The 12,931-nt window shown below is 71.0% G+C and carries 12 protein-coding genes; 9 read left to right on the top strand and 3 right to left on the bottom strand.

Features of this window, described 5'->3' with window-relative positions:
* Positions 1-21 precede the first annotated feature (21 nt).
* Together ACYQ77_RS44330 and ACYQ77_RS44325 are read left to right on the top strand one after the other, a co-directional pair.
* On the top strand, positions 22-882 hold the full coding sequence (locus ACYQ77_RS44330) for a lipase family protein (RefSeq protein ID WP_459723520.1): 861 nt from the start codon (positions 22-24) through the stop codon (positions 880-882).
* Positions 872-5,095 carry a hypothetical protein gene (locus tag ACYQ77_RS44325; RefSeq protein ID WP_459723518.1) on the top strand — a complete coding sequence of 1,408 codons (4,224 nt, stop codon included), beginning with the start codon at positions 872-874 and terminating at the stop codon, positions 5,093-5,095. Before ACYQ77_RS44330 ends, ACYQ77_RS44325 begins: the two co-directional genes overlap by 11 nt.
* A gap of 417 nt (positions 5,096-5,512) precedes the next feature.
* Here the strand turns inward: ACYQ77_RS44325 and ACYQ77_RS44320 are convergent, their stop codons facing one another.
* The 3 genes from ACYQ77_RS44320 to ACYQ77_RS44310 all read right to left on the bottom strand — a co-directional run bounded on the left by ACYQ77_RS44320 (position 5,513) and on the right by ACYQ77_RS44310 (position 8,095).
* Positions 5,513-6,091, bottom strand: a complete 579-nt coding sequence (locus tag ACYQ77_RS44320; RefSeq protein ID WP_459723517.1) for a DUF2231 domain-containing protein — start codon at positions 6,089-6,091, stop codon at positions 5,513-5,515.
* A 97-nt stretch (positions 6,092-6,188) separates the two neighbouring features.
* Positions 6,189-7,403 carry a sensor histidine kinase gene (locus tag ACYQ77_RS44315; protein ID WP_459723515.1) on the bottom strand — a complete coding sequence of 405 codons (1,215 nt, stop codon included), beginning with the start codon at positions 7,401-7,403 and terminating at the stop codon, positions 6,189-6,191.
* 20 nt (positions 7,404-7,423) lie between these two features.
* Positions 7,424-8,095: a response regulator transcription factor gene (locus ACYQ77_RS44310; protein WP_459723513.1), complete on the bottom strand. Its 672-nt coding sequence runs from the start codon at positions 8,093-8,095 to the stop codon at positions 7,424-7,426.
* Between the two features lie 108 nt (positions 8,096-8,203).
* Between ACYQ77_RS44310 and ACYQ77_RS44305 the strand changes: the two genes are divergently transcribed.
* The 7 genes from ACYQ77_RS44305 to ACYQ77_RS44275 form a co-directional block, all read left to right on the top strand.
* Entirely contained in the window at positions 8,204-8,500 is a 297-nt protein-coding gene (locus ACYQ77_RS44305; protein ID WP_459723511.1) for a hypothetical protein, read from the top strand.
* On the top strand, positions 8,497-9,429 hold the full coding sequence (locus tag ACYQ77_RS44300; RefSeq protein WP_459723509.1) for an FAD:protein FMN transferase: 933 nt from the start codon (positions 8,497-8,499) through the stop codon (positions 9,427-9,429). The genes ACYQ77_RS44305 and ACYQ77_RS44300 overlap by 4 nt, the downstream gene beginning before the upstream one ends.
* Complete coding sequence (locus ACYQ77_RS44295) at positions 9,426-9,977, top strand: ferric reductase-like transmembrane domain-containing protein (protein WP_459723508.1); 552 nt, start codon at positions 9,426-9,428, stop codon at positions 9,975-9,977. The genes ACYQ77_RS44300 and ACYQ77_RS44295 overlap by 4 nt, the downstream gene beginning before the upstream one ends.
* A complete protein-coding gene (locus ACYQ77_RS44290; RefSeq protein ID WP_459723506.1) occupies positions 9,974-11,164 on the top strand; it encodes an NADH-ubiquinone oxidoreductase-F iron-sulfur binding region domain-containing protein in 1,191 nt (396 codons plus the stop codon). The genes ACYQ77_RS44295 and ACYQ77_RS44290 overlap by 4 nt, the downstream gene beginning before the upstream one ends.
* On the top strand, positions 11,161-11,370 hold the full coding sequence (locus ACYQ77_RS44285) for a ferredoxin (RefSeq protein WP_459723504.1): 210 nt from the start codon (positions 11,161-11,163) through the stop codon (positions 11,368-11,370). The genes ACYQ77_RS44290 and ACYQ77_RS44285 overlap by 4 nt, the downstream gene beginning before the upstream one ends.
* A 614-nt stretch (positions 11,371-11,984) precedes the next feature.
* Positions 11,985-12,569 (top strand): hypothetical protein, encoded by a 585-nt coding sequence (locus ACYQ77_RS44280; protein WP_459723503.1) that lies wholly within the window; start codon positions 11,985-11,987, stop codon positions 12,567-12,569.
* Positions 12,570-12,690: 121 nt separating this feature from the next.
* A partial coding sequence (locus ACYQ77_RS44275; RefSeq protein WP_459723502.1) for a phosphoketolase family protein occupies positions 12,691-12,931 on the top strand: 241 nt, incomplete at its 3' end.

Below are 12,931 nucleotides of genomic sequence, written 5' to 3'. Positions count from 1 at the left end.
ACAAGGCGTATTGGGGAGTTGATGGCGCGGATCGTGTGTGTGCACGGGATCGCCCAGCAGTTGCGCGGCGAGCAGACCCTGCTGCAGGCTTGGTGGCCCGCGATGGCCGACGGTGTCGTCCGTGCCGGCGGTGGCCCGGTGGCGATCTCCGACGTGGCGATGGCGTTCTACGGAGATCTGTTCCGGCCGTCCGGCGAGCGGCTGGCTGTCGGTGATCCGATCTACGTCGCGGATGACGTGCGGCCGGGCTTCGAGCAGGAGCTGCTCCTGGCGTGGTGGCGGCAGGCCGCTCTGGTCGAGGACGCCGTACCGCCGATGGATGGGGATACCTTGGTCCGGGCGCCGCGATCGGTGCAGACGGCGTTGCGTGCGCTGTCCCGGTCGAGGTTCTTCGCCAGGGTCGCTGTGCGCGCGCTGATCTTCGACCTCAAGCAGGTCAGCGGCTACCTGCTCGATCCGGCGCTCCGCCAGGAGGCCCGTGCGCGTGTCGCCGCGGTGATCACGCCGGCGACCCGCGTGGTGGTGGCGCATTCGCTGGGGTCGGTGGTCGCGTACGAAGCCTTGTGCTCGTTACCCGATCACTCGGTGCGCGCGTTGGTCACCCTCGGCTCACCACTCGGGATCAGGAACCTGATCTTCGATCGCCTGGATCCCGCGCCACGGAACGGACGTGGCGTGTGGCCCGGCTCGGACGCCCTGGTGTGGACCAACATCGTCGACCGCGGCGACGTGGTCGCGTTGGAGAAGGACCTTCGGCCCCGGTTCGGTGACCGGGTCGACAACGCCGTGGTGCACAACGGGGCACATGCCCACGACGTGACCGCCTACCTCACCGACGCGTTGACCGGCCAGGCGATCCGCGGAGGGCTGGATGTCCGGTGAGGGCCGGTTTCTCATCGCCACAGCCGTCGCGCGCTACCGCAACGCACCGGAATGGGACCGGCCGGCGTTGGTGGACGCGTGCCAGGAGATCGTCGGCCTCTTCGCCGGGACGTTCGGGTACACCCACGTCGACGACCTCGGCATGGATCCGACGCGGCAGCAGCTGACCAAGGGCCTGCGTGCCTTCTGCCGCTCGCCTCTGCGGAAGCCGGACGACCTGCTCGCGATCTACCTCGCCTGCCACGGTGAGATCCACGACGACAGTGGCGAGCACTTCCTGCTGACCGGCGACAGCGACCCGGACGACATCGCCGACGCGCTGCCCACCGAGGAACTGGCACGGAAGATCCTGCTGGACACCCCGGTGCGGCGGGTGCTGCTGATGCTGGACACCTGCTACTCCGGCCGCGGCGGCCACGACTTCACCGCCGCGGCACTGACGCGGATGACCAAGCACTGGGACACCGATCGCGGCACCGCGCTGGTCGTCCTGACCTCGACCCAGCCGTTCGAACAGGCACAGACCGGGGCGTTCCCGTCCTTGTTCCGCCACGCGGTCGAGGGCTCGGCCGTGGCCGGGCACGCGCCGTCCGCGCTGGCTCTCGACGCGGTCGTGCAGGCCATGAACGACGACCCGGCCCGGCCGGGGTTCCAGACGATCACCTGCACCATGACCCATGTCACCGGGACGATGCCGCCGTTCCTGCCCAACCCCCGCCACGACCCCAGCACCAGCGAGGTCGAGCTGGCCGTCCAACGGGCCCGCGAATGGCGGTCCCACGCGGACAGGAGCAAGTCCGAGTTCCGCGCCACGATGCTGATCCAGGCCGTGGGCGGCCACGGCCCCGCCCACGGGTGGTGGTTCACCGGCCGGCGAGCCGCGATGACAGATCTCACCCGCTGGCTCCGCCATCCTGACCCGGCCGCACCGTTGTGCGCGGTGACCGCGGGCCCCGGCTCGGGCAAGACAGCCGTGCTCGGGCTGGTCGCAGCCCTGGCCGACCCCGAGTGGCGCCACACCGTCCCCGTGGACGGGCTGGGACTCCCAGATGACGCGATCCCCTCGGTCGGTTCGGTGGACGCGGTCGTCCACGCCCGGCAGGTCGCCACGGACCAGGTCCTCCAGGCCGTCGCGGCCGCCGCGCACCTGCGTGCGGACAGGCCCGACGACCTGCTCGACGGGCTCACCGGCCGCACCCACCCGTTCACCGTGATCATCGACGGCCTCGACGAGGCCGCGCGGCCCGAGCAACTCACGCAGGAGTTGCTGCGGCCACTCGCTCAGTTCGCCCGCGGCAGACTGCGTTTGCTGGTAGGCACTCGCCCGCACCTCCTGACGGGCCTCGGCCTACGCGCCGAGGACAGCATCGACCTGGACGCCCCCCGGTACGCCGATCCGGACGCAATTCACGAGTACACCGCCCGGTGCCTGCTCAGCGCGGTGCCCGACAGCCCGTACCTCGACCAGTCCCCCGCCGTGATCCACGCCGTCGCACAGGCGATCGCCGAGGCCGCGACCCCCTCCTTCCTCGTCGCCCGCATCGCCGCCGGCACCCTCGCCGGGACTCGAGCCATCCCCGATCCGGATGACGAGGCGTGGCGCCGGTCGCTGCCGCGGCTGCCCGGTGACGCGATACGGCACGACCTCGACAGCCGGCTCGGGCCGGCCGCCGCACGCGCACGTGATCTGCTGCGCCCCCTGGCCTACGCCGAGGGACAGGGCCTTCCGTGGGAGGACATCTGGCCGGCGCTGGCGTCCAGGATCGCCGGTGCCGACTACCGCGACGAGGACCTGTTCTGGCTCCGCCGCAACGCCGGCTCCTATGTCGTCGAGGCAGCCGAAGACGACCGCTCCGTCTACCGGCCGCACCACCAGGCACTCGCCGAACACCTCCGCGCCGGTGCGGGCGACCTCACGATTCAACACACGTTCGTCCAGGTCCTGCTGTCCCGTGTACCGCTCACCGTCGGCGGCGAACGGGACTGGTCCCGCGCCCACCCATACACCTTGCGCCACCTCGCCACCCACGCGGCCAAAGGCGGCGTCCTGGACCAGCTCATCACCGACACCGAGTACCTCGTGCACGCCAACCCCGACGAGCTTCTCGTCGCGATGCGGAGTCTGACCACAGAGGACGCCCGGCGCATCGCCGCCGTCTACCGGGCCTCGGTCGCCACGCACCGGCATCTCCCACCCGCCGGCCGACGCCAGGTCCTCGCCACCGACGCGGCTCGCTTGAACCTGTCGCACCAGCTGCACACCTTTGCCACCAGGGTCGAGTGGGCACCCCGCTGGGCGACAGGCGGGCAGGTCAGCACCGCACTGCGCGACACCCTCACCGGACACCAGGGCACCGTGACGGTGGTGGCATGCACCCACGTGAACGGCAAGGCCCTCGCCATCAGCGGCGGCGAGGACGGGACGGTGCGGATGTGGGACCTCGCCACCGGCACAGTGTCGTCCCGTCTCAGCGAACACCTCCACGGCGTGCAGGAGATCACCCCTGTCACGGTGAACGGACGACCGGCTGTCGTCACGTTGGGGAAGACCCTGGGGAATCCACTCGTCGAAGACCTGGCGACGGGCAGCGCGATGTACCACCTCGCACCCGAGGACACCTGGGTGAGCGCGGTCGCGTGTGTCCCGGCGGCCGAGGGACCCGTCGCGGTCATGGGCGTCGACGACGGCACGATCCGCGCGGTGGACATCACGACCAGAACACTCCTCGCGACCCTGTCCCCGGCCGACCACCCGCTGCGGTCCATAGCGCACGCCGAGGTGAACGGCCGTCATCTCCTCCTCGGGCTCGGGCCCTCGGGCAAGGTCACGGTGTGGGACGTAGCCACCGGTACCCGGCTCGCCTCCATCACCGGCGAGGACTGGACTGCGGCCGCGATCGCGTGCACCGACGTGGACGGTCGCCAGGTCGCCGCCCTCGCCTGCGACGACGGGAACCTGCGGGTCTGGGATCTGGCCACCGGGATGGTGCGTGCCACCTTGAGCGGCGACCTCGCGGTGTACGCCGTGGCGTGCACCACTGTGGACGGACGTACCGTCGCCGTGAGCGGAGGCGTCGACGCGACCGTGCGCGTGTGGGACCTGGCCACCGGCGCGCTCCGCGCGGCGGCTTCCGGCCACCTGGAACCGGTGACCGCGATCGCGTGCACCACGGTGGACGGACAGCCGATCGCGGTCACCGGCAGCGAGGACGGTTCGATACGGACCTGGCACCTCGGCGCCCTCGCCACCACTCATCCCTCGGTCACCGGCCACACCGGCGACATCACCGACGTCACCTGGTGCGAGGTGGACAACCGACCGGTTGTCGTCACCACGTCCGAGGACGCGACGGTGCGCATCTGGGACCTCGCCACCGGTGCCCCGCGTGGCACCATCACCGGCTACATCGGCCCGGTCTCCGCGGTGGCGTGCATCAACGTGCACGGCCGTCCGGTCGCCGTGACCGCGGGCTTCGACACGACGGTGTGGGTGTGGGACCTGATGTCCGGCACCCTGCGCCACGACCTGAGCAGCCAGGAAAGCCGCGCGCGACAGGCGAACTGGGTGAACACGGTGGCCTGCACGTACGTGGACGGCCGACCGGTCGCCATCACCGGCAGTTCGACGGTAGGAGTCTGGGACCTGACCACCGGCACGCTGCGCGGCACGCTCACCGGTCACAACGGACAGGTGCGACTGCTCGCTTGCACCGCGATGCGCAACCACCCGGCCCTGGTGACCACCACCGCCGAGGAAGCGCTGCGCGTTTGGGACCTCACGACCGGCGCACCGCTGGCCACCGTCGCGACAGGTGACAGGTGGCTGACCGCACTGACATGCACCACCGTGGACGGACTACCGATCGCGGTCACGGGCGACGAGAACGCGTCAGTACAGGTCTGGGACCTCACGACCGGCACCCTGCGTGCCGTCCTCACCGGCCACGAGGACGAGATCAGCGAGGTCGCCACCACCATCCTCGACAACGCTCCTGTGATCGTCACAGCGAGCAGGGACAAGACAGTACGGATATGGGACCTGATCACCCACGACCTGCTGACCACGCTCCACTTCCCCGCTCCGCTCACCGCGCTCTGCACCGAGCCGGCCGGCGAGATCATCACAGCGGTTGGCTGGGACCTGATGGCGATCGATCGACGCGCCGCCTCGCAAACCAGACCTTCGACGTCAGGAACAAGCACATCCTGGTGATACCGGCGCTGCTTGATGTGGTGGTGACAATCGTCGCCACGTGGAGCTCGCTGTCCCGGGCCGTTCACGAAGTGGGCAGCAAGCGCAACCGCCTCGACGCACTCCAACTCGGCGACGACGATCTCGATCTCCGGACGATCTTCGCGTGGTCCTACCGGAAGCTGTCACCACCCGCCCGCCGACTGTTCCGGCTGCTCGGCGCACACCCAGGACCGGACATCAGCCGGAACTTCTGCATCACGTCGTGCCAGGACATGAACACACGCCAGGCGCTCGACGAACTGCTCCGTTCGAACCTGACAACCGAACGCATCCCGGGGAGAATCGGCCGCCACGCTCTACTCCGAGCCTATGCAGCCGAGCGAGCTGCACACGATACAGGCTTGCGGAGCAGTCGCACGCATACGCGCACAACTCTCAACTCCCTTGCCCATCATGAAGGGGACTGTTCCAAGATCGGTTCTGTCCCGTATTCGATGGTGACGTGGAGTGGGTTGGGGTCACGTAGTGCGTGTTGTGCCAGACGGCACGCGCGCCGGAGTCGCCGATCCGCACGACCTGCACCACCGAGGCCGCCGCGAGCGCCACGACTGCCACCGCGAGTACGAGTGTCCCTGGCCGTGCCCAGCGGGGCTTGTCCGCCACCTTCGCGCCTGGTCCATCTGTCCGGCGCATGTGCCGGGTGAGCAGGACGAACCCGATCAGGGCGATGGTCATCGGGGCTACCAGGACGAGGAGTTGATCGCCAAGTTCGGCGTGTGTGGTGATGGCCGGGTCCGGTGCGAGCCGGTCGCGCAGGGCCTCGCCGGTGCTCGTGGCGACCGGGATGGCGGCGGTCGCCACGGTCGCCACGGCGACCGCCAGCCAGTCGAACCGGCGGCGTGCGGCGGGCCACACCGCGACCGCGACGGCCGCGAGCACGGCGAGCGGGACAAGGACGACGACAGCGTGCACGACGAGCGCGTGCAGGGGCAGACCGGCCAGGAATGTGGGCATGCGGATCGCCTTCCGGGACGTGCGCGGCCCCGGGTGGGCCGTGACGCGGCCGATGATCGTGTGCTCGTCTGGGAGAATTCTGGGGATCCGGACCGGTTCAGGTCGTTCGGTCCAGCGGCAGCGTCATCCGCAGCCGGGCTCCGCCACCCGGTACGTCAGCCGCGCCGACGTCTCCGCCGTGGCGGGCCGCGATGTCGCTCACCAGCGCGAGACCGAGTCCGTAACGTCGCCGTTCGGATCCACTCCCCCGCGGCTGCCGGGTCGTGGTGAACCGGTCGAACAGGCGAGGCAGGATGTCGGGGTCGATGCCCGGGCCGTCGTCGGTGACGTCGAGAACCGCGTTGCGTCCCTCGGTCGCCACCGTCACGGTGACCGTCGTGGTCGCATGGCGGATCGCGTTGTCCAGCAACGCCGTCACCGCGCGGTGTACCGCGGTCGGCGCGCCACGTACCGGCACCGGCGTGTCCGGGCGGGAGATGGTGAGCGCGACACCGTCGATCGGCTTCCCCGCCCGGTGGGTGTTGACGACATCCGCGGTGAGAGCGGCCAGGTCGAAGGGCACGGCGCCACCGGTGCCCGGGTCTGCGGCGAGCAGCAGGTCGTCGAGGATGGCGGTGAGATGGCGTGTGTCGGCGACCGTCCCGTCGGCCTCGTCGAGGAGGTCCTCGGCCACACCGGCGCTCCTCAGGTGCCGGCGCAGGAGCTGCACCCGCGTGGACAGCAGCGTCAGCGGCGTGCGCAGCTCATGGCTCGCGTCGGACACGAACTGCCGCTGCACGGCCAGCGCGGTCGCCATCGGCCGCACCGCGCGGCGGGCGAGTGCCATTCCCGCCACGGCCGCGAGTACGAGCCCGAAACCACCCGTGAGCACGAGGGCGGAGGCGAGCCGGGCGCGTTCCGCGTGGTTGGCGGTGAGGTCCAGCGCGGCCTGCACGGTGACGCCGTTCCTGCGGGCGGTCAGCACCCGGTACTCGACGCCGTCGCGGCGATAGTCGCCGATCACCGGGACTCCGCTGTCAGTGACCCGCACCATCGCGACCTCGTCGGGGAGCCCATCCGGCAGTCCGGGCGTCGCCGCGGTGCCGCGGTGGCCCCGCACCACGAGCCACACGCCTGCGGGCGGGTCGGTCACGTCGTCCGCACGCGCCACCGTCTGGTCGAGCAGTGTGTCGGCGGCACGGTGCTGGCCCTGCACCACGACCAGCACCGCCAGCCCGGACAGGACCACCACGATCACAGCGGTGAACAACCCGATGCGCAGTCCGAGGCCGAGCGTCGCGCGGCGCAGCCGTTCGGCGTCAGGACCGGTCATCGGCCGGGCGGCGCGGCGCGTCACGGGGCGCCGAGCTGGTATCCGCGGCCGTGCACGGTCGCGACGACCCGTTTGCCGAGCTTGCGACGCAGGTAGCTCACGTAGGTGTCCACCACGCCCTCGCTCTCGGCGTCGGGGAACACCAGGGTCAGCAGATCGCGGCGGCTGAACATCCGCTTGGGGTTGCGGGCGAGTACCTCGAGCAGGTCGCATTCCCGCTCCGACAGCCGCACCGGCCGGCCTTCCGGCCCATGCACCAGCCGGGTGCCGACCTCGAGCGACCCGCAGGCGGTCGGCAGTGACTCGGCGGTGTCCAGGTGCCTGCGACGCAGCGCACGCAGCCTGGCGAGCAACTCGTCCACGTCGAACGGTTTGCCCAGGTAGTCCTCGGCGCCGGCGTCCAGGCCCGCGACCCGGTCGGCCGGGTTCGCGAGCGCGGACAGCACCAGCACCGGCGTGGTGACGGCACGGGAGCGGAGCCGGCCGAGCAGGTCGAGACCGTCGACGGCGGGCAGCCCCCGGTCCACGACCAGCACGTCGTAACGGCGAGTGAGGGCGAGGTGCAGGGCCCGCTGCCCGTCGAGCGCGATGTCGACGGCGTAGCCCGCCTCGGTGAGCAGTGTGGACAGCATGCCGACGAGTTGCTGGTCGTCTTCGACGACGAGTACCCGGGCCGGGTGGCCGACTTCCATGTACACATCCTGCCCGCACCGGAAACGCACGCGCTGTGCACAGAATTCTCCCAGGGTTCACGGCGAGACTCGGACCGGTACCGGGATGGCGAGAGAAGGGAGCATCCCGTGGACCGACGGCTGTACGACCGGCAGGTACGCAGGGCTGACGGACGGAACCGGGTGGCGGCCGTGACGAGCATCGTCACCGTCGGCGCGACCGCCGTCGCCATACTCCTGGGCTTCGTTTTCGCGAACGGAACGCCGCAGGCCACCACCGTTGAGGGCACAACCGGCTCGAACGGCTCCGATTCCTACTCCGGTACGCAACCGGGCACGGACTCGGACTCCGACGGCGGGTGGCAGGCGCCCGGCCTCGTGCCGGGCGATTCGGGTCCCGCGCACGGCTCGTCAGGTGGCTCGTGAAAACGGCCACGGCGAGCTTCGCCGCGATCGGAACCACCGCGCAGGTCGTCGTGACCGACCCGCGGCGACTGCCCGAGGCGGAACGGACGCTGCGGGTCCGGCTCGCCGAACTCGACGCTGCGTGCAGTCGCTTCCGGGACGACTCGGAGATCGCGCTGCTGCACCGGCGGGCCGGCGCCGCCGTTACCGTTGGCTCGCTCCTGTTCGACGCACTGGACGTCGCCCTGGGAGCCGCCGCACGAACAGGTGGTCTCGTCGACCCGACCGTCGCACAGGCGGTGTGCCTGCTCGGTTACGACCGGGATTTCGCGGCGGTCGATGCCGACGATCCCGCACCCGCCCCTCCCGGCAGGGCCGCACCGGGCTGGTGGCGGATCGGGCTCGACCGTGCCACGCGTCGAGTGGTACTGCCCCGAGGAGTGTGCCTCGACCTCGGTGCGACCGCGAAAGCGTTCGCCGCGGACCGAGTGGCCGTCGAACTGGCAGAAGACCTCGGCTGCGGAGTGCTCGTCAACCTCGGCGGCGACCTCACCTCGGCTGGTGATCCGCCCGCGGGCGGCTGGCGGATCAGCGTCGGCGACGACCACAGAACCACCGACCCCGAACGGGACCAGACAGTCGCGGTGCACGGCGGTGGACTCGCCACCTCCAGCACGACCGGGCGGAAGTGGCGGCGGGGCGGCCGGACCGTGCATCACATCGTCGACCCGAGGACCGGCACCGTGCCCGCCCCGGTGTGGCGCACGGTGAGCGTGGCGGCCGCGTCCTGCGTGGCCGCGAACACCGCGTCGACAGCGGCGATCGTGCTCGGGCCGGCCGCACCGACGTGGCTCGCCGAGCGAGCTCTGCCTGCCCGGCTGGTCGCGACCGACGGCACGGTGACCGCGGTAGGCGGCTGGCCCGCAGCCGAACGGAGAGCGGCGTCATGATCGCCCTCTGGTACGTCAGCCGGGCCACGGGGATGCTCGCGCTGCTGCTGCTCACCGGCACGGTGGTGCTCGGTGCCCTGACCGGCGGCCGGGCCGTCTCGCCTCGCTGGCCTCGGTTCGCGGTCGCCGCTCTGCACCGCAACCTGTCGCTGCTGACACTCGCCTTCGTGGCCGTGCACGTCGCGACAGCCGTCATCGACGACTACGCCGGCATCGCATGGCTCGACGCCGTGCTGCCGTTCGTGTCGGCCTACCACCCGTTCTGGCTCGGGCTCGGCGCCGCGGCGTTCGACCTGCTGCTCGCGCTCCTCGCCACGAGCCTCCTGCGCACCCGGATCGCGCCGCGATCGTGGCGGATCGTGCACTGGACGGCATACCTGTGCTGGCCCGTCGCGGTGCTGCACGGCTTCGGCATCGGTGAGGGCGACACGCAGACCGGATGGGGCGTCGCCGTCGTTCTCGCGTGCGTGGTGGCCGTCGCCGCCGCCGTTCTGTGGCGAGTGAGCACCACCCATCCCGATTCAGAAGCACGAAGGGCGCTGCGATGACCAGTGCGCTGCTACCGGCACCACGACTGCTCGCCGCACCCGCGGACCCCGCACCGTTCGCGGCATATGCCGGTGCCGACGGGAGGGAACTGTTCATCCGAGCCGTGGAGCGGTCCGGGCTGCGCGGTCGCGGCGGTGCCGGGTTCCCCACGGGACGCAAGCTGCGGGCGGTGGCCGCGGCCCACGGACGGTGCACGGTGGTCGTGAACGCCTGCGAGAGCGAACCGGTGAGCCACAAGGACCGCACACTGCTCGCCCAGTCCCCCCACCTCGTGCTCGACGGCGCTCTCCTCGTAGCGCAGGCAGTACGGGCGAGCGAGGTCGTGGTGTGCGGGCACGGCACGAACCCGTTTCCCACGGTGAGCCGCGGCCACCCTGTGCCGGTGCGCTGGCAGACCGTGCCGCGTCGCTACGTCGCGAGTGAGGAGTCGGCGCTCGTGAGACTGCTCGCGACGGGCGACGCGCGGCCGACGACCAAGCCACCACGCCCCGTCGACCAGGGCGTGCTCGTCAGCAACGTCGAGACGTTCGCGCACATCGCCCTCATCGCACGACGTGGCCCGGACTGGTTCCGGTCCGTGGGCACCCCGCAGTCGCCGGGTACGACGCTCGTCACGGTCAGCGGCGCCGTGCGGACACCCGGGGTGTGGGAGGTCGCGTGCGGCGCGCCTCTCGGACACGCGCTTGACCTGGCCGGCGCCGCACCGCGTGCACAGGCGGTGCTCGTCGGCGGCGTGGCGGGCGCGTGGCTGCCGCTACCGCTGGCCGCGCCGGTGGCACTGACCTCCGAGGCGCTCGCCGCGGTGGGCGCACCACCGGGTGTGGGTGCGTTGTACGTCTTGGCACCCGACGTGTGCGGCCTCGCCGAGACCTCCCGCATCCTCCGGTACCTCGCCGCCGAGACCGCGGCCCAGTGCGGCCCGTGCATGTTCGGCCTGCCCAGCCTCGCGGACGACCTGAGCCGTCTGGCACAGGGCGCCGTCGACCCCGACCTCCCCGCCCGGCTGCGCCGCAGACTCGTGGTCGTCGAAGGCCGGGGCGCCTGCCGCCACCCTGACGGCGCCGTCCGCGTCGCACGCAGCGCCCTTCGCGTCTTCGCCGACGACCTACAGCAGCACAGGACCGGACAGCCGTGCCGTCACATCGGCAAGACACTGCTGCCCTGGCTGACCGGAGACCACCGATGACCGAGCTACGCGTCAACCCCATTGCCTGCCGAGCACACGGCCTGTGCGCGGAACTGCTCCCAGAACTGGTGAACCTCGACGAATGGGGATATCCGCTCCTCGCCGAAGGCCCGATCCCCCCGGCGCTCATCCGCACCGCCCGAACCGCAGCCGCCGCATGCCCGACTCTGGCCCTCCGGCTACGTCCTCCGTCCTCCGGTGGCTGACACCAGCGTTGAGTGCCCGTCCGTCGGCACCAGCGGAACGACACCGTCCTCCACGCGCGCCGCCGACGGCCGCGCGTCGAGCCGAGCAGCAGACCACGAATCGCGCCCCTGCCCCGGCTGGCAACCATCACCAGGCCCGCGTCCTCGGCATGCCGCTCACGTTCCGGATGACCCCGGACCTCCGGGTACTTCTCCTGCCGGCCGGTGAGCCGTCGCCGAGCGCGATGGCGGCCTCGCCCACCGGCGGGCCGTCCACTCCCAGGCCACGGGACGATCTGCTCGAAACCGCCGATGACCCGGCGACATCCGCACGAGCGTGGAGATGACTTCGCGCCCCGTCCGAGTCGGCGGCGAGGAGACAGTGTGACTACGCGTCGACCCAGCGCGGTCGACTGCACGATGTGCTGCTCCAGCGACGTGCGAACCCCGGCTGACGACCCCATCGACTGTCACTGTCCACACAAGACACGATGACGCACGGACCGGGGACCAAAGTCACGGTCGGGCCTGGACGCCGCGAAGGACGAACGCTGCGCGACGCGGGACCTTGGACCCCAGAACTCGTGCTCTCCTCGCTCGACACTGGTTGCGAACCAATCGAGAAGGAGGCCGTGATGGCCGTCAGGGACCACCCGACGCGGCGGAGCGTGCCAGCCACCGAGACCGTGACCGTGACCGCGCCCACCGCGATCGGTCGGATCGCGGCGACCGTGCGGATCGTGACGGGGCTGGTGTTCGGATGGGCGTTCGTCGACAAGGTCTTCGGGCTCGGCTACGCCACCGCGGGTGACAACGCCTGGATCAACGGGGGTTCGCCGACCCAGGGCTTCCTCGGGCACATCGACCACGGCCCGTTCGCGGAGATGTTCCGCGGCTGGGCCGGTGCGTGGTGGGCGGACTGGCTGTTCATGCTCGGCCTCGCCGGAATCGCCATCGCGCTGCTGACCGGGATCGGCCTGCGGGTGACCGCCGTGGCGGGCACCCTGATGATGCTGCTCATGTGGGCCGCCGAATGGCCACTCGACAGGTTCACCGACGCTGGTGCACCCACCATGTCGACCAATCCCGTCGTGGACTACCACATCGTCTACGCCCTCGTGTTGATCGGCCTCGCCATCGCCGCCGCGGGCAACACCTGGGGCCTGGGCAAGGCCTGGAGCGACCTCACCATCGTCAAGAAGCACCCGTGGCTGCGCTGACCACGGATTCGAACCAGCCAGGTCCTGCCAGCCATCCCCCAGAGGTGGCCGGCAGAACCACGCGTAGCCCCGCCCACGAAGGGCACCCGGAAGCCACAGGCAACGACAGGGAGACGAACCGGTGACCGAGACGACCACCGAGACGACCACGCTGGACCAGGACGAACTGCGGCTGCTGGACGCGTACTGGCGGGCGGCCAACTACCTGTCCGTCGGACAGATCTACCTGCTGGACAACGCGCTGCTGACCGAGCCGCTGCGCCGTGAGCACGTCAAGCCGCGCCTGCTCGGGCACTGGGGCACCACGCCGGGCCTGAACTTCCTGTACGCGCACCTCAACCGGGTGATCCGCGGCCGGGACC

The sequence above is a fragment of the Actinophytocola sp. KF-1 genome (genome assembly GCF_054661535.1).
The sequence above is the reverse complement of the archived record's forward strand: the minus strand, read 5'-3'. Positions and strand labels throughout refer to the sequence as shown.

What these genes read in the sequence shown, in the direction of transcription:
- ACYQ77_RS44330 (WP_459723520.1), top strand. Translation starts at nt 22, where the DNA reads ATGGCGCGGATCGTGTGTGTGCACGGGATCGCCCAGCAGTTGCGCGGC.
- ACYQ77_RS44325 (WP_459723518.1), top strand. Translation starts at nt 872, where the DNA reads ATGTCCGGTGAGGGCCGGTTTCTCATCGCCACAGCCGTCGCGCGCTAC.
- ACYQ77_RS44320 (WP_459723517.1), bottom strand. Translation starts at nt 6,091, where the DNA reads ATGCCCACATTCCTGGCCGGTCTGCCCCTGCACGCGCTCGTCGTGCAC.
- ACYQ77_RS44315 (WP_459723515.1), bottom strand. Translation starts at nt 7,403, where the DNA reads ATGACCGGTCCTGACGCCGAACGGCTGCGCCGCGCGACGCTCGGCCTC.
- ACYQ77_RS44310 (WP_459723513.1), bottom strand. Translation starts at nt 8,095, where the DNA reads ATGGAAGTCGGCCACCCGGCCCGGGTACTCGTCGTCGAAGACGACCAG.
- ACYQ77_RS44295 (WP_459723508.1), top strand. Translation starts at nt 9,426, where the DNA reads ATGATCGCCCTCTGGTACGTCAGCCGGGCCACGGGGATGCTCGCGCTG.
- ACYQ77_RS44290 (WP_459723506.1), top strand. Translation starts at nt 9,974, where the DNA reads ATGACCAGTGCGCTGCTACCGGCACCACGACTGCTCGCCGCACCCGCG.
- ACYQ77_RS44285 (WP_459723504.1), top strand. Translation starts at nt 11,161, where the DNA reads ATGACCGAGCTACGCGTCAACCCCATTGCCTGCCGAGCACACGGCCTG.
- ACYQ77_RS44280 (WP_459723503.1), top strand. Translation starts at nt 11,985, where the DNA reads ATGGCCGTCAGGGACCACCCGACGCGGCGGAGCGTGCCAGCCACCGAG.